This window comes from Aquimarina rubra (genome assembly GCF_042684305.1).
GTDB classification, from domain to species: Bacteria; Bacteroidota; Bacteroidia; order Flavobacteriales; family Flavobacteriaceae; genus Aquimarina; species Aquimarina rubra.
On the sequence record NZ_JBHULE010000008.1, the window covers coordinates 550,868 to 574,748 of the forward strand.

A 23,881-nucleotide genomic window follows, 5' to 3' on the forward strand; every position below is an offset into this window, starting at 1 on the left:
ATGATGGTATTATGTAAATAAAAAACTCTATAGTTATAGGATGGAAAATTTAAGGCTAATTTTTAACCTTAAATTTTCCATCAAGCATTTCAATTTTTACTTTGTTTTCTAACTGAAACTGATTAGTAGCATAATGAGCCTTAAGAATTCCTTTTAATTCAAATAACTGATCAGGAACCACAATTTCCTTATTAAGTGCAGTAACACTATATGTTTTGAAACCAGATTTGGATTGGGAATTCCTATAAGATATATCTGCTTTTTTATTCATTTGTGCGTTTTCTAATCTTTTTGACTGCGCTACACTTTGTTCTAAAGTAACTTTTATGTTCTTTATTCTATTAAAATCTGTTGGTGAGGATAGTTGGTATACTTTATCTATTCTTTCTAAAGCATTTGCCAAAACAATCTGTTTATCAACTTTTCTATCATCAGAAATTGCGGCTCCTAGGTCAGAAAGTCCTTTAAAAAACTGAAGTTTTACAAACTTTTCTGATATCGCCTTTTTAGCGTCATTTTCTGCTTTTGAAACTTTCCCTAAATAATCTGTTACGGTTACCTTGTTTTTAAGGAGATCATTATTAGGATCTTTAGTTTCTTTTCTCCAATCAATTATGATTTGAATTCCATTAATCTTTTTTAACTGATTTGAATTCATTGCAGTACTAAACTTCTCTTTAGTGATCCCCATAAGTTTATCCGCATCTTTTATCAAATCCAGCGATAAATAATCTTCAACAGACTTAGTATAAGCATTGATAGCATTACTATCTTGATTTAATTCGTTGTAGACATCCCCTAACATTCTTCTAAGTTTTGGATTTACTATGGGTCCAATTCTACTAGACACTGCCCTACTTAGCTGGAATTTAGCGTTTGCTCCGCCGGGTCCATCCCATTTCTTCTTGTCATAAAAAATACCTCCCAGTGTGATATGGTATTTTCGGATCATTCGTAGGTCATTATCTCCGTATGCAGCACCTTTCATATTAAAAAGCCTGATGATAAGTTTATTGAGTTTCTTATCAGAAGGATCTAAACGTGGGTTATTATTATATAATTGTGCCATATCGGATGCAACCACTGTATAGAATGCACGATCCGAATTCCTTACTCCATCCAGTCCAGCTTGCCAAAAAGCTTCTGCATCTTTAAGATAGCCTTTGAAATATGCTTTTTTTCCCTTTGTGTGGTAAACTTTATATAACACTGATTCTGGATTGATCTTACTCCATTCACCAGACATATAAATTTCTGGACTATATCCATTCCAAAAACGAATATCACCAATATCCTCTATTTGTTTCGCCTCAATTATACTTTGAAGTTCATTTAATGCACTATAAATGGTATTTTCAGCTCTGGTTTCACTTTCTTTACGTTGAAACAATTTAATCTTCAATCTATTGATTTTCTTAGAACTAAGCCAGTTATTATCTGCCATTACATGAGCCCATAGCACCAAAGATTCTAAGGCTTTTTTATATTTTTTATTATTAAAATATGTTACTAGTTCTTTCTTTAGAAGTTCTTCTGAATAATTAGGTAGATCAATTTCCTGACAATCCAATGCTAACTGTCTGATGTTGTTCCGCACAACGCAAGAAAAATCATATCTGGTATACAATGCTACCATAGCACCACACGCTTTTTCTGAAAATGGGTCTTCTGCGTATGCTTTTTGATAATAATCACACGCTTTTTGTAAATTATTGTCATTTTTATAAATGTCACCAATTCGAACATAGATATCTAAGCGTATGGATGGATATTTTTTGGCCATGCCTTCTAGTTTGGCAATGGTAGATGGATCAATACCCTGTTCTTCTATCAATTGGATAAAATTGGACCACGCAGCTTTATTATCAGGATATTCAGCCAAAACTTTTTCATAATACACTAAAGCCCGTTTTTTATATGCATTAGTATTATTCGTATCCTTTAGTGCAGCTTGTTGATATAAATAACCACTTGTAAAGTTGAGTCCTGCTTCACAAAGCTTGCTACCATCTCCCAATTCAAGACAATCGGACATTTTGTTTTTTATATGTTTTGCAGCTTCTGCTATCTCACCTTTTGCAAGAAAGTCTTCAACGGTAAGATTCACATCTTTTATTAGTATTCTACTACTCTCTTTATAGCTTATAGGAGAGGGAGAACCAACCTGTCCAAAACAAAAGGTAAAAAGTAGTGCAGCAAATACTATCGAAAATATTTTTTTAGTTTTCATCTTACTCAATATTAGATTCAAAAAAATCGCTCGAAGTAGCAATAGTAGTATACACTTTCCTTCTGTATTTAGTAATAAAGATTTCCCCATTAAGTAGTTCCATAACAGGCAATTCTTTAAGTTGTATTCTTAGGCATCCCATTAGAGGTAACGGTATTCCAGTCATATTTTCCTGTACAGTACCTGAAAATTGAGCTTCTTCGTGCTTGGATACTGTAGCAACTCCACTATTTGTCTTACCATTAACAATCACTTTAAACTCACTATCAATGGGATCCATCATCAGCATTTCTTTTTTAAAAGGAAGAATAGCCTCTTTAATACCCGAAGTATCATCAATATAATAATGGTTACTATCCGGAATAGTGATTGAAATTTTATCAAACAAAATACTTACCAATTCCTGATTATATGATTTATTTAAATACGATTTCCAATCTTCTTGTAACTTTTCTAACATCATGGTAGTAGAGCTCTGATATGCATCAAATTCTTCGTAATCCAAAAATTGCCATTCATGAGAAAATACTGAGTTTTCTATATCCTTTAATTCAAAAAACAACCAATACTCTTCATTAAAACCTGTACTACCAACATTCTTATTTTTTAATGTGATCGTTAGCTTATTCGGTGCAGATTCTTTCAAGAATGATGCAAATCCTATATACTCATTAAGTCCATCCATGAGTATTGGTAATGCTTTGGTTTTTATTTCATCAATATCACTTTCAAATATTTCAAAAAATAAATTATCTGTAGCGATATCAAAACTCACTTGTATTTCCGGTTTTTGCCCCATAATCAGTGTCGTACAGAGTAGAAATGTACAAGTGATCCATCTGTTAATTGTTGTTTTTCCCATAATCCCCGTTATTGAAATGTAAATTTTAATAATTTATCTGTGTTATCAGATCGTATACGATATGATTGTTCGTTTACAACAGTGCTATCTGATTTTTTAATAACCTTTACCGTAATCTTATCATCCATATCTAAGTCAACTTCATTATGGGGCTTTATTTTTTTCCAATGTTGTGACCATTTTTCTAATATAGCAGGGGTTAATTGGTCATTCTCATGAAATTGTTTCCATTCTCTTTCACGTTCTTTAGTAATTTTCAATTTTCGTTTTCCTAATAACATTGCGCCTTTATCTTGTAATATACTATCCGTAAACTTGATAACTTTATTGTTGTGCTTTTCTATTCGGACCTCCAAACTAAACTTTTTCATTAATCTTGCTCGTTTAGGATCAAAGCGTATTAATAGTATCGGTTCTTGCAAAAAGCTTTTGGGGTAATACAATTCTTTCTTAGAAAATGGAGAAACAAAGAGAGGTAATTCTTCTCTTCCTTCTGGAACAATCTTCACAGAATCACCCATAAATGTTGTCCATATCAAAAATTTAGTATCACCTGTTGGATTCAAACTCTTTTGACGACCTTCTTTATACTCTTTACCACTTAACAAGGTAATTGGTACTTTATCAAATTCAGAATTTCCATGAACCCATACAGATGTCGTAAATGTCCATAAAAAAAATGCAATGACACCAAGGCTTATTAAAGATATGTTACCAAAAAATAATGACCCAATAGTACTTTTAAGCTTGCTTGATTCAGTATTCATATCTTCACCAAGCCAATCCCCCATTATTTTACCTGATACTGTAACAGTTACCAGAATTATTGCTATCAATCCGGATTCTTGTATTTGACCAAGGTGATAAAACATCCACCAAATCAACAGAAATATTAAAATTGGTAAAATAATCAATCTAATCCCATATTTGCGATACATTGGATATTTGGGGTATTCCAGATTATATTCTTTCTTAATCTGTTTTTTAACTGCTTTACTCGTTAATTCTGAAAAGACATTGGTGTCACCATCTTCTTCCCATTTCTTAAAAACTCTCCAAATAATATCTATAGGTATTACGAAGGCCCCAAGATCATCATTAGGGTTACGGGTCATCTGTATAATACCGATGATGTTGCCAGTTTCTCTTTCTATCAAAGCAGCACCACTCATTCCGGGTCTTATCAATCCATTTGCAAATACTAATTTTCTAATAACGTCAGAATCAACTTCTTCTCCGTTATAGTTTAAACTTACAGCCTGGGGTACATTACGTTTAAGGTCTCTGTCATTTTTTTGAAAACCAAAAGCCAAAAACTGTCTATCCTGTAGATCATTAGGGACATGGGCACTCTCAGGAAATGCCATCAAATGATGATCTTTTTTGGGGATTTCTATGATAGCAACATCCGGATACTCCTTTTTTAAAGATCCTAATTCACTTTCAGTATCAGTTGTTTCATTTGGTTCTTCATATATTTTTGAAACATACACTTTTACCGCACTCTCTTCCCATTCAAAATGGCCAGGTTCTTCAGGATTGGGGAATAATACTTTGATGGAACCTATATCATCTATTGACTTTCTTACAACGTGTGCACATGTAAGAACTTTTCCTGGAGCGATGAGGGTACCTGTTCCTATTGAGTTTTTTGCACGAACAAGCACTGTTCTCTTACGAAACAGTTTAATTAAAGGGTCGGCCATTAGATGATATTGTGACTATTAAGGTAATAAAAATTGGGGAAAATAACAATTATCATTAATTTACAGCAATTTGATTGTATTACGATTAAGATAATCCATCATACTATTTAACTTCATAAAAAACATATATGCCAAACCCTATATCCATCGAATTATTTCCAGCGGGAAACGGTGATGCAATACTTTTAGATTTTGGCGAAGCTCTCATTCTTATTGATACCGGATACACTTCTACTTTTCGGGATTATGTAAAACCCAGGTTAAAAGCGCTTCACGATGAAGGTCGTCGACTTACAAAGTTTGTAGTAACTCATATAGACGCTGACCACATATCAGGCGCTATAGCTTTTATTAAAGAAAACGGAGCTGCTGACAATCCATCTGTGATTGCTATAGATGAAGTATGGTTTAATAGCTATCGACATCTTAATTTTGAGGATAAAGCAGATGGAGATTTTGAAGGAGAGACTCCTATGATTGATATTATTGGAGGAAAAGAAAGTGCAGAAACGGAAGACGATATTCAATTAGTAAGTTATGAGCAAGGTACATCTTTAGGAAGTTTATTGCTGAAACATAAATATAATTGGAATACGACTTTTGATTCATTAGCTGTAAAAGCAGATGAACCATTAAAACTAAAACTATCAAATGACCTTTATCTAACCCTATTAGGTCCGACGCAATCTTCGCTTAATAAAATGGCGAATACGTGGTATCGTTATCTAAAAAGAATATTTGCAGGTAAGATCAATCAAGATGCCTTTTTTGATGATGCTTTTGAAAAAATGATGGAAGAAATGCGACAAGCAGAACTCGATGCAGCCATTCTTGATGAAGAAATGTTGGTATCTACTTTTGGGGATTGGGTGGAAAACTATACCAAATCTTGGGAAAAAGAGGACAACTCCCCTACCAATGGATCTTCTATTATCTTTTTATTAGAATACGGTGGTAAAAAAATGCTCTTTCTTGGAGATGCAATTCCTAGCCAGGTAGAAGAACAATTAAAAAAATTGACTCCCGAAGATCAATTGCCGATACAAATCGATGCTCTTAAAGTTTCCCATCACGGAGCCTGGAAAAATAATAGTCCTGAACTTATCAAAATGATTCAGGCAAAATACTATCTCTTTTCCAGTAATGGAAGACGACATCGACATCCAAATTTTGAAACTATCGCTAGTATTTTAAATAATCACCCTGTAGAATCCCATAAAACATTGGTATTTAATTATAAACAAGGAGAACGATTACTGGATGTTGATGATGATTTGAGTAAAAAAAAATATAATTATGATACCATTTGGCCTGACGTTGATGAGTGGGGAAATGGAATTGATGGGTATGTAAAATTGATAATAGAGTAATCCCATTAAGTACTTAAATACCATATAGAACTACCCTATTATATCATAAAACTAATGTCTAAAACGATAATTCGTTTTCTGAAAACGACATAGAATTATTTTCTGTTTTCTTATCAATTATTTTCCTCTTAGGATCTACGCTAGCTCTAGTAGGTTTTTGATCTACTATAATATGTAATTCTGTAGCGTGTTTGGTGATTTTATGTTTCTTTAGGTATATCAACTCTTCTTCTCCATTGGTTCCTTGTGCATATACCCCTATGTCAATCCAGTCGTTTACCGGAATGTTACTTTCGTTTTTAATATCGGCTACTTTATATTTATCTACATCTAAGTTCAGTTTTACTTTATACTGATTGTCAGAAATCTTGTTATAAGAAGCTTCGGTTATCTTACTTTCATGAAGTGTAACAGTTTCAAATAAATCTGTGATAACATATTGTAAACTATCCGGTGTTACTTCTCTAAAATAAGGTAGTAAATCCTTGGTAGTAGCATATCTATCTGTCTTGGTCTTTTTTACACCTTCAAAACTATCCCAATCTCTAATAAACCTTCTTAATGCCACATTAACGCTATCTTCAGAAATATAATCCTGCAAAGCATACATATTAATCAATCCTTTGTCATAATAGATATATTGTTGCCCGGATTCTACTAACGTAAGTGGCATTTCTTTAATTTTCTCATTAGCTCTTCCCTTCAGATAATTATCCATTCTGGATTGTAAAAACTGTTGTACTTTTTCTTCTGGATATTCTTCTTTCAATACCATTAAAGCAGAATACTGAGCTAAGGTTTCCGAAAGCATAGCTTTTCCCTGTACATTAGCAGGATTTACCTGATGACCCCACCACTGATGCGCTATTTCGTGCGCGGTTACATAAAAAGCCATATCCACATCTTTTTGATCATCAATATCCATAATAAAACCTATGTTCTCTGAAAAAGGTACTGTATTTGGAAATGATTGTGCTCTCTTTTTGTAACTGGTAGCTTCTACGATTCTCATCTGACGATATTGATAAGGACCAAAATTTTCAGTAAAATAATCAAAAGACTTTTTCATGCCACGCATCATTCGATCTAGATTATATTCATGTCCTTTATGATAGTATATCTCAAGATCTACTATCTGCTTATGACTTGAATGTTCTGATATCCATTGATCTTTCATCACCTCATATTCTGCAGATATAATCGAGTAGAAATTAGACATAGGTTTATCCATTTTATAATGGAAATACTTGCGATCACCTTCCTCCCATTCTTTCTGTAAATAACCTGGAGCTACAGCAGTTTGATTTATGTTAGTCCCAATAACGATTTCAAAATTAATCTCCTCGCCGTCACCTGAGGACAAACCTTCTAGAACTGCTATTGGATCATCTATTTTAGCTCTTCTCATTCGTGGTTGTAAACCATATTTTTCACGTTCTGAATCATCTTCTAACTCGATATGCTTATTGTATCCAATTGTTGGTAAGTAAAAGTTATTTAGCAAGGTTCCATTATATACGATATTCGTACTCGCCCCTTCTGTAAAACCTTTGGTGGTAGGGGTTTGTTTAAATTCCATTTTTATAGCCTCACCTGGCTGTAAAGGTTGATCTAATTCATAAATATAGTACCCATACAATTCGTATTGCTTGTTTACGCTGGCTCCTTTCTCGATATTCAGATATTCAATTTCTACCTGGTCATTAGGAGCTTTTTGGATATGAATTTCACTGATTACAGTCTTATGAGGGTTACTTAAAATGAAATATCCTTCTGCCGTATAGTTTCTTTGATAGGGATATAGTTCTACTTTTAGATTAACATCTACAATTTTTGGCTGTATGAGCTGGTCATATTTCTTTAGCGTTTTTTCATAATTTACTCTATGTTCCTGCTGTGTGGCAACGGTTGAATAATTATTCAGAATATTAGTGTTATAAAATATATAACAACCTGATAATAAAAAAACCGACAGCATAGCGATACCAAATCGCATTAATGGTTTTGTGAATCGTACTTTACTTGATTTCCAGCGTCTTTTGATATTTGTTTCTGTACCTCTTATTGCAAAAACTATTGCCACAATAAAAAGTAGTATTGAAAATGCAATCCAATACGATTTAAACCAGATAAAAGGTTCCCAAAAATGACCATAACCATTCATATCGGAATATATTCCTAAACTTGGACCTCCTAAATTGTATAATCCGTGATCGTACCCTAATACTTGTAATCCAATCGTAGCAGAGAAAGTAAAAACTATTGCTATGATATGTGATAAAAACTTATGGTTAAGAACAGTTTGAAAGAAAAAACAGATAATCGTAAAAAGGAATAAAAACGGAAGTATTTCAATGAAAAAGAAAGTAAAATACAATCCAATTTCAAATTTATAATAACCCATAGACACTTGGAAAAGGATTCCGGTCATAATCATAAGAATCATCAAAACGCTATAAGAAAGTACGAGACCTATCAACTTACTTGTCAAATACACCATATCCGAAACTGGCAAGGCATCATAAATTAGATTGAGCTTTGCATCTCTTTCCTTCCATATCAGTTCTCCTGAATAAAATATGATAATCAATAAAAAAAAAAGTATAGTATTTTCTAGTAACTCTCCTACGATAATATAGGTCGTAGGATAACTATCTACGCCAAATGAAGTATCTAAACTTATTGAGCTGATGAGTATGATTCCTAGTGCACAAGCCGTAATTACTAAAAAAGGTACTGATGTTAGAATTGATTTAAAATAAAATAGAGAATGATGACAAAGAAGACCAATCTTATTAGGATTCATAGAAACCTTATTATTAGAAATCAATATCGCATCTATTTCTTCATTAGTTTTAGTTTTAAGATCTGTATTGCTAGTTCTTTTTCCTTTTATAACACCATTTTTAATAACATTAAAATTAAACCTGTAATAACCAATTATTAAAGTTATCAATCCAATAAACATCCATAACAATCTATTATACAGAAGTATACCGTCTAACGGAAGCATCATAGTGTTTCGTTCTGCTACCGTCCAATATTGAGTAACCAAACTAATTGTTTGAAATGAAAAAGGTTCTAAAAGCCCGGACAATAATAAATTTTCTGATCCATTAGCTAATTGCATCGAGAGGATATATACCATTAAAAGTAGCACTCCTTGTGTATAGACAACCATCAATTTTCTGCTTAAAGCACCGCTTATAAAAAAAACAGCACCTCCAAAAAACAAACTAGGAAGTATAAGCGTAAGAAAAGGATGCAAATAATGCCAGAGATTAAAAGCTAACAAAGCATCACTAATTCTCCAAGGTAAAAACTCACTAAGTATCATCCCTAAGGGCAAGGCAGCATAAATAACCAGCAATATCACAAAAGAACCTAAAAACCGTCCCAGTAAATAATCTCGTTTTTTGATTGGGTTCACAAACATCAATGATTCCATATGATGGTCAAAATCACGTAATGCCGCAACTCCCATGATCATAGAAGTAATCATCAGAAAAAATGCAGAACTAATGGTCATTGTTCTGGCAATAACATAAGGCGCATTTCTTTTTAGAATATCAAGATTACCTTCAAAAATAATATCTACTGCCAACATTGAATACAACAATAGAATGAAGAAGTATAGATAGGTATCAGGACGTTTTGCCCTGTATTTAATTTCAAATTTGAATATTTCGAATAGCATAATGATTATAGTATTAAATGAGAATTGAAAAGTGTTAAGTATCTATGTCTATTGACAAATAGTTTAGTTCTGAAGTCTACCAAAAATATTAGAGAAGTATACATGCTCTAAATCTGCTGGAATAGCTTTAAATCCGTTCCCTGGATTGCTTTTATCCAAAATGTGAATTACAGGTTTCCCTTGTATAAACTTTTCAGCAATGACTGCAAATTCTTGCTTATAGGTATTTAGTTCACTTTTTTCAATCGTTTTTTGATATATCATACCTTCAAGTTCTTCGATGGCTTGTATTGGATTTCCCTTTAGGAGTACTTGTCCCTGATTGATGATAGCCATATTGGTGCATAGTTCTTTAACATCTTCTACAATATGAGTGGATAGGATTACCACTGTGTTTTCTCCCAATTCACTCAATAAATTGTAGAAACGGTTTCGCTCCGCCGGATCAAGTCCTGCTGTAGGCTCATCTACAATAATGAGTTTAGGGTTAGAAAGTAAGGCTTGTGCAATACCAAACCGTTGCTTCATTCCTCCAGAAAAACCTCCCAGATTTTTCTTTCTGTGATTATATAAGTTTGTTTTATGTAAAAGAGCTTCAACAACTTCTTTTCGCTGTTTCTTATTTGATAATCCCTTAAGTACAGCCAAATGGTTTAGCAAAAACTCTGCAGATACTTTTGGATATAAACTAAACTCTTGTGGTAGGTATCCTAACACTTTTCTGATTTCATCTTTTTGCTTTAACAAATCTGTATTACCAAGAGTTATGGAACCTTCATCAGCATCTTGTAAAGTAGCAATCGTACGCATTAATGTTGATTTCCCCGCTCCATTAGGACCCAACAGACCAAACATACCCGTTGGGATGTTTAGTGTAATATTTTGTAATGCTTTGGTTCCGTTAGCATATGTTTTTGATAAGTTGTTAATGACCAGTTCCATAATGTTCGTTTTTTGATTAAATGATTACTTAGCCAAACATATCAAGAAGCTCTTTTACAAATAAATAATAGTGATCAACAGGGTATAAACAGGTACACAAATAGTATCTAAATGTAATAAGTAAGTTCATCCCTGATTTGCTATAGTTCATACAGAGATAATCAGCGTATATCAACTTCTTTGGTGGATATACTTTATTTAAGTAATATTGGGTTATGATGTTACAAAATGATAGCTATAATCGGGTATTTATAACACTTAGTCTCTTTGTGTTTTCTTTAATAAGTGGTTTGTTTTTAATAACACTGGATATTAAATTCACAGGTGTTTTATTAACACTAACTTCCATTGGGACACTTAGCTATTTACTGTTGTATTGGTTTCTAACGAGAAAAAACTATATCAAAGACCTACCAGCTTTAATACGAAAGGAAATCTTAGCGATTGCTATACTATTAGGAGTATTTTATTTGATAGGAATGGTAGAATCCGATCCAACTCACGGAGTTCTTAGCATACTATTCGGAATTTCATTTATATCAGTACTTGCTTTCTTTTATTTCAGATATCGAATTGATAAGAAAGAAAGTACAACTTTAAAAAAATGGAATGTAACCAGATTAGGTTTTTGGTCGTTAATGGTTAATATCACCGTTGTACTATTCATTTTGATTTTCTATACATTTGAGAAAAAAGCAACTGAAAAAGGAACATTACTATTATTAGAAGAAGAAGATTTATTAATGGATCTTCTAATACCGGTTATATTCTTGATGCTTTTGATTTTTATCCTAAGCTGGTTAATCAGGCAGATTAAATCCATCATCAGGCTTAAAAACGAGAAAACTAAAACGGAACTGTTACATTTAAAAAGCCAAGTTAACCCACATTTCTTTTTTAATACACTCAATAACTTGTATGGTTTAGTAGAAGAAGATTCAAAAAAAGCGCAAGAGTTGATATTAAAGTTATCTGATATGATGCGATATAGCATTTATGAAGGAGAACACGATTTTGTGACTATTAACAAAGAAGTTGAATACCTTCAGAATTATATCGAGCTTCATAAGATGCGCTACCATAAAAAAACCGATGTTCAATTTAATTGTACTATTGAAGATAAAGAATCCAAAGTAATGCCTTTACTATTTATAATATTATTGGAAAATGCATTTAAACACGGTTTAGAAAATCTAAGGGAAAACGCCTTTGTTCGATTAAACCTGACTTCCACCGCCAAAGAAATTCATTTTGAAATAGAAAATAATTTTGACACCGCTGAACTTACTAAAGATCCTGGTATTGGGCTTAAAAATTTAAAAAGAAGACTGGAGTTAGTATACCCAAAGAAACATTCTTTATCTTTTGCTGTAACAGAAGATGTGTATAAAGTACAATTAACGTTAGAACAAATATGATCAAATATATAATCGTAGACGATGAACATATAGCACACGGTATTATCAAACGTTATTGCGATTTGTTACCAAACATGAAATTAATGAAGGATTGTTATGATGCGTTAGAAGCATTAGAATACCTAAGTACGAATGAGGTAGATTTAATTTTTCTTGATATTAATATGCCTAAACTCAAAGGTTTTGATTTTTTAAAAACCCTTTCTTCTCCACCCAAAGTCATTGTTACTACCGCTTATAGCGAATATGCTCTGGAAGGATATGAACTTAATGTAACTGATTATTTGTTGAAACCCTTTGGATTCGAACGCTTTCTTAAAGCCGTCAATAAAGCAGTAACCACAACATCTAAACCCTCATCTACTTCTGAAGTAAAGCTAGAAACTGAAGAAAAAAGTATTTTTCTAAAAAGTAATAAAAAATATACACAGGTTCCACTTGGTGCTATTCAGTACTTAGAATCTGCGGGAAACTATGTAAAGGTGGTCACTATTGATGAAACTATTACTGTTAGAGAAAAAATAACTGATTTATTAGAGACACTAGCTAGTGAAGACTTTCTGCAGGTACACAAGTCCTTTGCAGTGGCTAAAAAGCATATAAAAAGTGTTGAAGGAAATAGAATATTAATTGCAGATCATATCATACCCATCGGAACGATGTATAAAACTAATATCACTCAATTATTTAAATAAATTGTAATACGCTAAGCATTATCGATTTTATTTAAAACCATTTTTCGGTAAGATTTACTTATCGGTAATTTACTATCATTTGTTAATACCATCTGATTACCATCGATTAATTTCAGTTTATTAAAATTTACAATAAATGATTTGTGTATTCTGATGAAATCATTTGATAATTTTTCTGCAAAATCTGATAATGTTGTGGGAGTTAGAATCATTTGATGCGTATATATTTTAATATAATTCCCGTACGCTTCTATATAATTAATAGTATCTAGATTCAGCTTGATAATTTTTTTGTCACTTTTAACGTATATAGATGTAATAGTATCTTCTTTCTCAATAACAATATTGGTATTGTTATTATTAGTCAACTTTTGTTGCACCTTAATAACAGCCTGTATAAATCGTTCTAAAGAGAATGGCTTGAGTAAATAATCTGTCACAGATAACTCAAATCCTTCTACGGCATATTCCGGATATGCAGTAGTAATAATAACCTGAGGTTTTTGCTGCATTGTCTTTAATAAACTTATACCAGACAATTTGGGCATATTGATATCCAGGAATAATAAGTCTACATGGTTTTCTTGTAAAAATGCCATAACTTCAAAAGCATTTTTACATGTGGAAACTACTTCCAGATATGGTATTTCTTTTATGTAATTCTCTATGATCTGACGAGCTATAGGCTCATCATCTGCTATTAAACACCGCAAAACTTTCATCTAAAAATTAAGGATTAATTCTACTTTATATGATTCTTTTTGTTTTTCAATATTTAATTGATGCTTTTCTGGATACATCAAATCTAAACGTTTTCTAGCATTTTGTAAACCAATACCGCTTTTTCCTTTTTCAAGATCATTATCCTTTATATCTAAAGAATCGGTAGTGTTAATACACTTAAAAACAAGTGAACCCTCTCCAACTTCAACATCAACTAACACTTTACTCTTCACACTCTCCAGAACTCCTAAATGTTTAAACGCATTTTCCACAAAAACAATAAGCAACATTGGCGCTATAACAGTACTGGATACATTGCCATTTATATTGAACTGAATATCCGCTTTATCTTCTAAGCGTATTTTCTCTAGAGAGATATAGTTTTCGAGATATTTGATTTCCTTTTCTAAAGGAACAAACATTTCTTTGGTTTCATATAAACTATAACGCAATAAGTCTGAAAGTTTCAACATTAAATCAGGTAATTTTTCTGATTTCACTACGGATAGTCCATATAGATTATTTAAGGTGTTAAATAAAAAATGTGGATTCAATTGTGCTTTTAGGAGTTTTAACTCCGCTTCTCTTTCTTCCTGACGACGAAAAAAACTATCCCTGGCAATTTTTAAAGCGGTTCCAAAAAGTATGACCAATAGAACACCCCCAAAAACATTCAAAAGCATTTTCCACTGGAAATTATCAAAGAAGTTACTCAATAGAATTACACCCAAAAAAGTAAAAAACACAACATTAAGAAAAAACAAAACAGCTCCTAGCAACCTGTTATTGTTAAAGAATAATGGTAATATCTTTAGATTACTAATATACACTGGTGGCATAATAAAGGCAATAAAACCTATTGATACTAGTAGCCTGTTGTCTGCCTGGATTACCATTAAAAAGATAATCATCAAAAACACCCATACAAGAATGTTTTGCAAAAGCTTATTGTCAATCCAAGTATCTAATTTTGACATGTTATTAGGTTAAATATTCTGATCAAAAATAGGTTTTGATATTTGAAATAGCACTTTTTCATGATATAAGTTATCTATTACAGTCTATGTGACCTCTTTTTCGTGTTAAGATGATTTTTATGCTAATATCATTCTATTGCTTCCTCTCATCATTCTTTTTTCATTCTCATGTAAAAATACTTCAGTTTTGATCTAACAAATTATAAAAACAGAAATATGAAAACTTTACAACAATTAACAGTAATACTAGTATTCTTCGTTCTAAAGCATATAGGATATAGCCAAACAAATGATTTAGATATTATTTATAAAAAATACAATTCGGTATTAAAAGAACAAAACAAAGGAGTGGCCATTCTTATTAAAAAAGATAATGAAATAAAGACAATCAGTCTAGGTAATTTTAAGCTAACCGAGCATAGCGTTTTTAATATTGGTAGTGCCACAAAAACTTTTACTGCAATCCTAATACTGCAGGAGGTTGAAAAAGGAAACTTAAAACTAACCGACAGTATTGGTAAATATTTAACACCCATAAAAAATGTAGATGGATCTTTGACTATAGAAACTTTACTAACACACGAAAGTGGTTTAGATGAAGTCATAGGAAAAAATGTTCAAGATATTTTCTATGCTAAAAACGATTCACTTTACGATACTAGTTTATTAAGCCAAGTGGAAAAATCAAATCCAAAGATGATTGGTAAGTTCGACTATTGTAATACGAACTATTTCCTTTTAGGAAAAATTATTGAAAAAATCACAGATCAGAATTATTTTGATTTGTTGCGAGAACGCATTCTTATTCCTTTAGAAATGAAAAACACATATCCCTATGTGCATAAAAATATTCCAAATTTAGCAACTCCTTATCATGAGGAAAAAGACGTAACTGACTATTTAGACTATCGTTATTTTGCAAACATTGCGTATGCAGCTGGTAGCATTGCGTCCAATCTAACAGATATGGAAATATTCTATCGATCCTTATTTGAAACAGAACAGTTACTTAAAAAAGAGACTGTAAAAATTATGATGGAATCCGGAAACCAATATTATGGGTACGGGTTATTTAAATCTAATCAAGAAGGAGTTAAGTATTACGGACATGGTGGAAATAATATTGGGTATGCATTCAGGAATCAATATAACCCAATGACCAAAGATTTGTATTTAATGTTTACGAATACAAAAGCAATCCCATCAAAACGATCTATTCATAATGATCTACTAGCGTATATAAACAATAAACCTGTAGAAAATTTTAAAAGTATTGATTTAAAAAATTTCAAAAGATACACAGGTACCTATTTACTTAAAGAAGCTAATCTAACATTAGAAATCATTCTAGAAAACAATAGAATGTATTTAGTATCTAAAGATCAAGGAGTTAGAAGCGAACTTATCCAAAAGGATGGGAAATCACTTTATGACACTACAGTTGGAGTTGTTTAACACAAATTGAAGATGACAATAATAGTTTATCGTTTAGCCAAAACGGTTTTGTAACGACAATTAGCAAAAAAACATTAAGTAAATAAAATTAATAATTATGACACTTGAAATCCAAAACATATCAAAAAAATATAACAGAAATAAATACGGATTAAAAGATTTCTCTATAACCATAGAAAAAGGAATATTAGGGCTGCTAGGACCTAATGGAGCTGGAAAATCTACGCTTTTAAAAATGATAGCGACTGTAAGTAAACCAACGCAAGGTGTTATTATTTTGAATAAAAATAACATTGTAAAAGATGCTAATTATATGCGAAAACAATTGGGTTTTTTGCCTCAAGATTTTGGTGTATACCCCAACCTTAATGCTTTCGAATTTTTAGAATATATAGCAGCAATGAAAGGTATTGGAGGATCTAATCTTAAATCAAAAATAGAGCAATTACTTGATGGACTTAATCTACTAGACGCTGCCAAAAAACCTATTGGAAGTTACTCCGGAGGAATGAAACAACGCGTTGGAATTGCGCAAGCACTTCTCAATAATCCCAGTATTGTAATTTTTGATGAGCCAACGGTTGGCCTTGATCCTGAAGAACGGGTTCGCTTTAGAAATCTTATTTCGGATTTAGCACAAGACTGTATTGTGATTTTGTCCTCTCATATTGTATCCGATATTGATACGATTGCTGATCAGGTTGCAGTAATGAAAAATGGTTCCTTGCTCTCCTATGGTAATCAGGAAGTATTGATAAAGCAAGTGGATCAAAAGGTTTTTAGCATCATCATAGATAAAGAACAACTTGCTAATTTTAAAAATAATCAAATTGTAGTAAGTACTTCGCGAAAAGAAGGAATGTTACATGTTAGATACATTTCGGAAACTCCAATAGAACATTCTATCCCACAGCAAGCAAATCTAGAAGACGCATATTTATTCTTAACTAAAACAAATTAAAACAATGAAAAATTCAATAAATAAAAAGACAATTGCAGGAATATCTCTTGCCACCATACTATTTCTAATCGCTGTTCTGGTTTTCCTTAAAAAGGTGCATATCGGAGTTTATTATGCATACTAATACAATTCATTATGAAATCATTTTTATCTACCGTCAAATACGATTATTTACAAAGAACCAGAAGTTATAGTTTCTTGATAACCTTGTGTATTAGCTTAGCAATAGCATATACCTTTGTCCCGGAACCAAATGCCTCATATTCAACGATAAGAATTTCTGATTATGTTGGATATTACAATTCAGCCTGGTTTGGTTATGTAACCGCAATTATGACCAGTATATTTTTATCATTGGTTGGTTTTTACCTGGTTAACAGTGGAATTAAAACTGATCAAGTAACAAAGATTGGACAAATTACAGCGGCCACTTCTGCCTCTAATTTTAGATACTTATTCTCAAAGGTTTTTAGTAATTTTTTAGTGTTATCGACCATTGTATGTATTGTTTTTATAATGAGCATATTACTTTTCTTTTTGTATAACGAAGGATTTCCCTTTGAACTATCACAATTTATAGTTCCTTATATACTGATTCCCATTCCGGCTATGTTTTTTATTGCGGTATTAGCCGTGGTTTTTGAAGTATTATTCAAAAAATATTCAATAATTCAAAATATAGGGTTCTTCTTTTTATTTTCAGCTATAGCGTTTACTACATCAACAAATGAAACTCAATACTTCTTAGATCCTTTTGGAACCAAAATAGTAATGCATCAATTAGAAGAGAATGTTAGAAGCATTTTACAAACAGATGAACAGACTAGTCTGAACATAGGATACGTTATAGGAAACACAAAAGAGACTAAGAAATTTGAATTCAACGGAATATCTTTTCCTATATCTTTTTTAACGAGTCGAGTAGCATGGATTTTATTAGGAACAATACTAATTGTCACTATATCTCCATTTTTTCATCGATTTAATATAAAAGACAGATCTAGAACCATAGGTACAATTCCTAAATTCTTTGATAAAAAGGAAGGCAAAGAAATTGTTCTTTCAAACTTACATACATCCGAAATTAATTATGGAATATATTCTCTAATCAAAACTGAATTAGTATTACTTTTCCGAAAAGGAAAAAGATGGTTATGGACTATAAACCTTATAGGAATGGTTTTGTTAGCAATCGCTCCTATTGAAATTGCCTATCCATTGATGCTACCTGTATTATGGTTTTTACAAGTGCATAGGCTTTCAGAAATCTCTTCTAAAGAAATCTACCACAATGTTCATTATTTTACATTTAGTTCATATAAACCATTAGGTCGATTACTAACCTCACAGGTAATTGCTGGGATAATCTTACTACTGTTTTTAGCCTCTCCGCTACTAATTAGACTGATGATAGCGGATTTTTTATCAGTAGGTAATATTGTTATTGGATCAGTATTTATTGTTTTGTTAGCTTCTGCTCTAGGGATACTTACTAAAGGAAAAAAACTATTCGAGATATTGTTTTTTATGATCACCTACGCAAACATTAATAAAATATCATTTGCCGACTATTTCGGGGGACTATCACATAGTGATAATTATATAATATCACTAATAATAATGACCATAACTATAGGAATCATTGGTTTCTTAACAAGAAGGTATCAGTTAAGAAACTGAAATTCATAAACGCATTTTCATAAAGTTTATTTAAAACTTTCATATCCAATACCCATCATCATATATGGTGGGTATTATTTTTATATATTTATCCATATCATATCACACAAACCATCTCATGAAAACTATAAAACCTAACCTTCACTACATTGTCTTTTTAGCTTTAGCACTATCTTTCTTAGTAGGATCTTGTGGAAAAGACAATACCAAAAAAGACAAGACCCAAAAGGACATAGATAAAAAAAACACTACAAACATTTCACTAAAAGAAGCCTTAACTTTTTATGCTTCTTTTGACCAAGGTGTTCAGGCAGATTTTGCATTAGGCGACCCTCAATTATATACTATTCCCTCTCGTAAGGCCAGAGATTCTGCTCAGGTAGGAATACACAAAAAAGATATAAGTATCGCTAAAAATCAAGGACTCAAAGGCGACGCACTATTGTATGGTTCAAATAGCAAAGGCTATATTTATTATGTTAGTAAGGATAATATCGCTTATAACACTGAAAACTGGAACGGAGCTGTTTCTTTCTGGCTAAACCTTGATCCTGCTACGGATCTGGAACCAGGATATTGTGATCCAATCCAAATTACCGATGTAAGTTATAATGATGCATCTATATGGGTTGACTTTACAAAAGAAAATCCAAGAGATTTTAGACTTGGAGTTATTGGAGATAAAACTTCCTGGAAAAAGGACACCACAATTTCTGATAATGATGATCCGGACTTTATTAATCAATTACTACCCGTGTCCAAACCTCCTTTTGCTAAAGGTAGCTGGACACATATTTTTATCAATTTTAATGGTTTAAATACCGAAAACGCTGAGACTTCCTTATATATTAACGGTATACTGAAAGGGCAAAGAAATGGTATTACAGATCCTTTTTCCTGGGAACTCGATAAATCGAATATTTATCTTGGATTAGGCTATATAGGATTAATGGATGAACTTTCTATTTATAATAGAAATCTTACCCAAAAAGAAATCACCACATTGTATACATTAGAAAACGGAGTTCATACCCTTCTAAAATAAGAATTCAGTTACTTCACATACTATAAAATTAAAACTATGATGCGTTTTAAAATCATATTCGTCGGTATTACCGCTTTCCTCTTATTTTCTTGTAAAACTGAAACAAAAGTAGAAATCAGTGAAGAGGAACAAAGATGGGAAACCCACGCACTCAACACTACAATTATTAGAGATGATTTTGGCGTACCTCATATCTATGGAAAAACAGATGCAGATGCTGTTTTTGGGTTGTTATATGCGCAATGTGAAGATGATTTTAATCGTGTAGAACAAAATTATATTTGGGCTACAGGAAGATTAGCTGAAGTAGAAGGAGAAAATGCTATTTATAGTGATTTGAGAGCAAAACTCTTTATGACTGAAGAAGAGGCAATTGCTAATTATGAAAAAAGTCCACAATGGCTTAAAGAGTTATGTATTGCTTTTGCAGATGGTATCAACTATTACTTAAAAACAAATCCTGAGGTGAAACCCAGATTGCTTACACATTTTGAGCCTTGGATGCCTATGTATTTTAGTGAAGGATCCATTGGCGGAGATATAGAGCGTGTATCTACACGTAAAATCAAAGCAATGTATGAAGGTGGGATGGAAATACCTGTTAATGAGGAGTTAGCGTTAAAAAAGGAGAAAGAAATGTTAGAGCCACAAGGTTCTAACGGAATTGCTATTTCCGGATCACTCACACAATCAGGAAATGCAATGTTATTGATCAATCCGCATACTTCATTCTATTTTAGAGGAGAAGTTCATGTGGTAAGTGAAGAAGGGTTGAATGCATACGGAGCTGTAACTTGGGGACAGTTTTTCGTATATCAGGGATTCAATGAAAAGACCGGTTGGATGCATACATCTACCTATACGGATGTCATTGATGAATTTATAGAAACTACTACCCAGAAAGAAGGAAAACCAATGTATCAATACGGTGATGAATTACGTCCCATCGAACAGTATGAAGTTACGTTAAAATATAAAGAAGGAGATACTGTAAAAGAAAAAACTTTTCCTGCCTATCGCACGCACCACGGACCTATTACACATCTGAAAGATGGAAAATGGGTTGCTACTGCTCTTATGTGGGAACCTGTAAAAGCATTAGAACAATCCTATATCCGAACAAAACAAGATGGATATAAAGGATTTCGAACTATGATGGATATAAAGACTAATTCGTCTAACAATACTGTGTATGCTGATGCCAAAGGAAATATTGCGTATTTTCATGGTAATTTCATTCCTGTTAGGGATCAATCTTTTGATTATACTAAACCGGTTGATGGTAGTAATCCCAAAACTGATTGGAATGGCTTACATGCTGTTGATGAAGCTATAACCCTTTTAAATCCAAAAAATGGATGGTTACAAAATTGTAACTCTACACCATATACTTCGGCACTAGAATTTAGTCCGAAAAAGGAAAAGTATCCAAAATATATGTCTATAGATCGAGAAAACTTTAGAGGAGTTCACGCTATTGAATTACTAAAAGACAAGAAGGGCTATACAATAGACAGTCTTATTTCATTGGCTTACGATCCATATTTACCGGCATTTGAAAAATTAATTCCGGGATTGGTAGAAGCTTATGACAAACTTGATAGAACCAAAGAATTAGGTAGTAGTATAGAAATCTTACGAAATTGGGATTATAGAACTTCCAAAGAATCCAAAGCCATGACATTGGCTCATTTTTATGGAACAAACTATGCCAAAAAAGGAAAAAGACCAGAGGAATGTATCAGTGATATGGCTCTTCTCACCTACTTTGGTACAAAATCTCCGTTAGAAGAAAGGCTTGCCATTTTTAAAGAAACATTAGCTCAATTAGAAACTGATTTTGGAAGTGTTGTTCCTTGGGGTGAAGTCAATCGTTTTCAGCGGATTAATGGTGATATTAGACAACCTTTTGATGATAATAAACCAAGTACAGCTGTTGGATTTGCTTCTGGACGATGGGGAGCATTAGCCGCTTACGGTGCTCGATACACAAACAATACTAAAAAAATCTATGGAACCAGAGGAAATAGTTTTGTGGCTGTTGTAGAATTTGGAAATAAGGTAAAAGCAAAAACTAGTTTAGCTGGAGGACAAAGTGGTGATCCGGATTCCCCTCATTTTGATGATCAAATACAACCATACGTGGATGTACAATTTAAAGAGGCTGCTTTTTATAAAGACGATGTCCTAAAACGTGCTAAAAAAACATATCATCCTGGAGAGGAATAACTTAAATTAAAGCTTTAAGCATTAAAGCATAAGAACCTATAAATCAAATTTTTAAAAATAAAAAATATTATAACAACTGGATATTTTCTATGAAGTCTATAACTTTTTGTTCAGGCATTTCACAGGGTTTTAACAGCTCAGAGGTGGATGTGATATAATAATTTAGACTTATAAAATCATTTCCTTGTAATTCTTTCGCGTATACCTTATAAGATTTTCCATTATTAAAAACTTCTTTAGTAATACTATACTTTACATTGTTATATATTCCTTCAGAATATCCTTCTGGAATCCTTTTTATGTTTTCTAATAACATACTAATATTAAGAACTACAAGATAACATCGAACACCCCACTTTATTTCTTGCCCATTCCGGGCGTTTGGCAAACCATTTTTGATATTGTGGTTGATCATCATATGGTTTTTTAAGCATTTGGTATAATTCATCAATCAACTTATAATTTCCTTTATCAGCCTCATCAATTGCCAGCTGGGCCATATAATTCCTTAAGACATATTTTGGATTTATAATATTCATTTTTTCCTTACGTAGCGCATCCTCCACCTCTTCTTCTCGCAATCTATCATCGTACGCTAAAAACCACGAATTCCAACGTTCTAGTAAATTATCTTTTAAATCGTCAGGATTATAAAATGCTTCCTTTACAATTTGCAGCCCTTGATTAGGATTCCCTTTTTTATAATCAGCTAGGTTTCTATAGAAAATTGTCATATCAGTTTCTGTAAGCTGAAGTAATTCTTCTAATTCATTTATAAATAGATGATCTTTTTCCTGACTGGTAAAAACTCCAATCTTGGTGTACATCATATCAATATACTTTTTCTTATATGCCTCTTGATATTCATCTAACACTTTTTCTATTGGATCTACTTCTTCTATCAATGGATATAAGGCATTTGCAAGCTGATAAAGATTCCAAAGTACTATCTCCGGTTGTGTTCCATATCGGTACCGTTTAAATTGACGATCTGTAGTATTAGGTGTCCAACCATGATCATAACCTTCTAACCATCCATAAGGCCCATAATCAATAGTTAATCCTAGAATAGACATATTATCTGTATTCATAACCCCGTGCACAAAACCTACACGCTGCCAATCAATCACCATTTTAAGACTTCTTCTACTAACTTCCGACAAAAGGGATAGATAGGCATCTTTTCCAGTGTTCTTTATTTCCGGAAAGAAATACTTTATGGTATAATCTGTAAGTAGTCTCAGGTTTTTATGATCCCCGTGAGCAGCTAAAATTTCAAAATTACCAAATCGAATAAAAGAAGGTGCTACTCTACATACAATAGCTCCTTTTTCGTACGCTGCATTACCATTGTACATAATATCCCTTAGTACCATATCTCCAGTAATTGCAAGAGATAATGCTCTTGTTGTAGGAACTCCAAGATGATACATCGCTTCACTACATAAATACTCTCTTATAGATGAACGCAAAACGGCTAATCCATCAGCATTACGAGAATACGGAGTTTCTCCGGCTCCTTTTAATTGGATTGCCCAACGTTTTGAATTGTGTACAACTTCTGCAAGATTAATAGCGCGACCATCCCCTAATTGTCCGGCCCAGTTTCCAAATTGATGTCCTCCATAGTGCATAGCATAAGGCTTCGTGTGTTCTAGAACTTTATTGCCCGTCATTATCTGTAAAAACTCTTCTGATTGTACATCCTCCTTTGTAAACCCTATTTCATGCATCATTTCTTCAGAAACGTGTAATAATTCGGGATTAGAAGTCTTCCTGGGTTTTACATAAGAAAAACAAGCATTTCTAACCTGCCTACGAGTATTCTCTTCTATTGGATCCCCGGGTAATTCTTCCGAAAATGTATTTTGAATCGTAAGTTTCATTTTTA

17 protein-coding genes are annotated in these 23,881 nt (G+C 32.5%); 8 read left to right on the top strand and 9 right to left on the bottom strand.

Features of this window, described 5'->3' with window-relative positions; translation table 11 throughout:
* Positions 1-55: 55 nt before the first annotated feature.
* From ACFSR1_RS06695 to ACFSR1_RS06705, 3 genes are read right to left on the bottom strand one after another with little or no spacing between them, the layout of a single operon-like run.
* Positions 56-2,230 carry a tetratricopeptide repeat protein gene (locus ACFSR1_RS06695; protein ID WP_378290872.1) on the bottom strand — a complete coding sequence of 725 codons (2,175 nt, stop codon included), beginning with the start codon at positions 2,228-2,230 and terminating at the stop codon, positions 56-58.
* Between the two features lies 1 nt (position 2,231).
* A complete protein-coding gene (locus ACFSR1_RS06700; RefSeq protein WP_378290874.1) occupies positions 2,232-3,092 on the bottom strand; it encodes a hypothetical protein in 861 nt (286 codons plus the stop codon).
* An 8-nt stretch (positions 3,093-3,100) separates the two neighbouring features.
* Entirely contained in the window at positions 3,101-4,798 is a 1,698-nt protein-coding gene (locus tag ACFSR1_RS06705; protein WP_378290876.1) for a trypsin-like peptidase domain-containing protein, read from the bottom strand.
* Positions 4,799-4,926: 128 nt separating this feature from the next.
* On the opposite strand from ACFSR1_RS06705, the gene ACFSR1_RS06710 reads away from it, so the two are divergent.
* Positions 4,927-6,168 (top strand): ComEC/Rec2 family competence protein, encoded by a 1,242-nt coding sequence (locus tag ACFSR1_RS06710; protein WP_378290878.1) that lies wholly within the window; start codon positions 4,927-4,929, stop codon positions 6,166-6,168.
* 58 nt (positions 6,169-6,226) lie between these two features.
* On the opposite strand, the gene ACFSR1_RS06715 is transcribed toward ACFSR1_RS06710, so the two are convergent.
* A complete protein-coding gene (locus ACFSR1_RS06715; RefSeq protein WP_378290880.1) occupies positions 6,227-9,865 on the bottom strand; it encodes a M1 family aminopeptidase in 3,639 nt (1,212 codons plus the stop codon).
* Between the two features lie 63 nt (positions 9,866-9,928).
* Positions 9,929-10,807, bottom strand: coding sequence for an ABC transporter ATP-binding protein (locus ACFSR1_RS06720; RefSeq protein WP_378290882.1), 879 nt, complete (start codon positions 10,805-10,807; stop codon positions 9,929-9,931).
* A gap of 215 nt (positions 10,808-11,022) precedes the next feature.
* On the opposite strand from ACFSR1_RS06720, the gene ACFSR1_RS06725 reads away from it, so the two are divergent.
* Positions 11,023-12,225: a sensor histidine kinase gene (locus tag ACFSR1_RS06725; RefSeq protein ID WP_378290884.1), complete on the top strand. Its 1,203-nt coding sequence runs from the start codon at positions 11,023-11,025 to the stop codon at positions 12,223-12,225.
* Positions 12,222-12,920, top strand: a complete 699-nt coding sequence (locus ACFSR1_RS06730; protein WP_378290886.1) for a LytR/AlgR family response regulator transcription factor — start codon at positions 12,222-12,224, stop codon at positions 12,918-12,920. Before ACFSR1_RS06725 ends, ACFSR1_RS06730 begins: the two co-directional genes overlap by 4 nt.
* Before the next feature lie 11 nt (positions 12,921-12,931).
* On the opposite strand, the gene ACFSR1_RS06735 is transcribed toward ACFSR1_RS06730, so the two are convergent.
* Both ACFSR1_RS06735 and ACFSR1_RS06740 read right to left on the bottom strand, forming a co-directional pair.
* On the bottom strand, positions 12,932-13,642 hold the full coding sequence (locus ACFSR1_RS06735; protein ID WP_378290888.1) for a LytR/AlgR family response regulator transcription factor: 711 nt from the start codon (positions 13,640-13,642) through the stop codon (positions 12,932-12,934).
* Complete coding sequence (locus ACFSR1_RS06740; RefSeq protein ID WP_378290890.1) at positions 13,643-14,620, bottom strand: sensor histidine kinase; 978 nt, start codon at positions 14,618-14,620, stop codon at positions 13,643-13,645.
* 216 nt (positions 14,621-14,836) lie between these two features.
* Here ACFSR1_RS06740 and ACFSR1_RS06745 point away from each other — a divergent pair, with 216 nt between their 5' ends.
* From ACFSR1_RS06745 to ACFSR1_RS06765, 5 genes are all read left to right on the top strand, one after another.
* Positions 14,837-16,075 carry a serine hydrolase domain-containing protein gene (locus ACFSR1_RS06745; RefSeq protein WP_378290892.1) on the top strand — a complete coding sequence of 413 codons (1,239 nt, stop codon included), beginning with the start codon at positions 14,837-14,839 and terminating at the stop codon, positions 16,073-16,075.
* Between the two features lie 97 nt (positions 16,076-16,172).
* Positions 16,173-17,036: an ABC transporter ATP-binding protein gene (locus ACFSR1_RS06750; RefSeq protein ID WP_378290894.1), complete on the top strand. Its 864-nt coding sequence runs from the start codon at positions 16,173-16,175 to the stop codon at positions 17,034-17,036.
* A gap of 135 nt (positions 17,037-17,171) precedes the next feature.
* Positions 17,172-18,716, top strand: a complete 1,545-nt coding sequence (locus tag ACFSR1_RS06755; RefSeq protein ID WP_378290896.1) for a hypothetical protein — start codon at positions 17,172-17,174, stop codon at positions 18,714-18,716.
* Positions 18,717-18,834: 118 nt separating this feature from the next.
* The gene (locus ACFSR1_RS06760) at positions 18,835-19,761 is read left to right on the top strand and encodes a LamG-like jellyroll fold domain-containing protein (RefSeq protein ID WP_378290898.1); all 927 of its coding nucleotides are present in this window, start codon (positions 18,835-18,837) and stop codon (positions 19,759-19,761) included.
* A 36-nt stretch (positions 19,762-19,797) separates the two neighbouring features.
* Positions 19,798-21,990, top strand: a complete 2,193-nt coding sequence (locus ACFSR1_RS06765) for an acylase (protein WP_378290900.1) — start codon at positions 19,798-19,800, stop codon at positions 21,988-21,990.
* 67 nt (positions 21,991-22,057) lie between these two features.
* On the opposite strand, the gene ACFSR1_RS06770 is transcribed toward ACFSR1_RS06765, so the two are convergent.
* A complete protein-coding gene (locus ACFSR1_RS06770) occupies positions 22,058-22,306 on the bottom strand; it encodes a peptide methionine sulfoxide reductase (protein ID WP_378290902.1) in 249 nt (82 codons plus the stop codon).
* Between the two features lie 7 nt (positions 22,307-22,313).
* Positions 22,314-23,876, bottom strand: coding sequence for a protein adenylyltransferase SelO (locus ACFSR1_RS06775; protein WP_378290903.1), 1,563 nt, complete (start codon positions 23,874-23,876; stop codon positions 22,314-22,316).
* Between the last annotated feature and the right edge of the window lie 5 nt (positions 23,877-23,881).

Excerpts from the sequence above, each read along its gene's own strand:
- ACFSR1_RS06730 (WP_378290886.1), top strand. The coding sequence starts at position 12,222 with ATGATCAAATATATAATCGTAGACGATGAACATATAGCACACGGTATT.
- ACFSR1_RS06695 (WP_378290872.1), bottom strand. The coding sequence starts at position 2,230 with ATGAAAACTAAAAAAATATTTTCGATAGTATTTGCTGCACTACTTTTT.
- ACFSR1_RS06735 (WP_378290888.1), bottom strand. The coding sequence starts at position 13,642 with ATGAAAGTTTTGCGGTGTTTAATAGCAGATGATGAGCCTATAGCTCGT.
- ACFSR1_RS06770 (WP_378290902.1), bottom strand. The coding sequence starts at position 22,306 with ATGTTATTAGAAAACATAAAAAGGATTCCAGAAGGATATTCTGAAGGA.
- ACFSR1_RS06775 (WP_378290903.1), bottom strand. The coding sequence starts at position 23,876 with ATGAAACTTACGATTCAAAATACATTTTCGGAAGAATTACCCGGGGAT.
- ACFSR1_RS06725 (WP_378290884.1), top strand. The coding sequence starts at position 11,023 with ATGATGTTACAAAATGATAGCTATAATCGGGTATTTATAACACTTAGT.
- ACFSR1_RS06700 (WP_378290874.1), bottom strand. The coding sequence starts at position 3,092 with ATGGGAAAAACAACAATTAACAGATGGATCACTTGTACATTTCTACTC.
- ACFSR1_RS06720 (WP_378290882.1), bottom strand. The coding sequence starts at position 10,807 with ATGGAACTGGTCATTAACAACTTATCAAAAACATATGCTAACGGAACC.
- ACFSR1_RS06760 (WP_378290898.1), top strand. The coding sequence starts at position 18,835 with ATGAAAACTATAAAACCTAACCTTCACTACATTGTCTTTTTAGCTTTA.
- ACFSR1_RS06745 (WP_378290892.1), top strand. The coding sequence starts at position 14,837 with ATGAAAACTTTACAACAATTAACAGTAATACTAGTATTCTTCGTTCTA.
- ACFSR1_RS06710 (WP_378290878.1), top strand. The coding sequence starts at position 4,927 with ATGCCAAACCCTATATCCATCGAATTATTTCCAGCGGGAAACGGTGAT.
- ACFSR1_RS06750 (WP_378290894.1), top strand. The coding sequence starts at position 16,173 with ATGACACTTGAAATCCAAAACATATCAAAAAAATATAACAGAAATAAA.
- ACFSR1_RS06705 (WP_378290876.1), bottom strand. The coding sequence starts at position 4,798 with ATGGCCGACCCTTTAATTAAACTGTTTCGTAAGAGAACAGTGCTTGTT.
- ACFSR1_RS06715 (WP_378290880.1), bottom strand. The coding sequence starts at position 9,865 with ATGCTATTCGAAATATTCAAATTTGAAATTAAATACAGGGCAAAACGT.
- ACFSR1_RS06755 (WP_378290896.1), top strand. The coding sequence starts at position 17,172 with ATGAAATCATTTTTATCTACCGTCAAATACGATTATTTACAAAGAACC.
- ACFSR1_RS06740 (WP_378290890.1), bottom strand. The coding sequence starts at position 14,620 with ATGTCAAAATTAGATACTTGGATTGACAATAAGCTTTTGCAAAACATT.
- ACFSR1_RS06765 (WP_378290900.1), top strand. The coding sequence starts at position 19,798 with ATGATGCGTTTTAAAATCATATTCGTCGGTATTACCGCTTTCCTCTTA.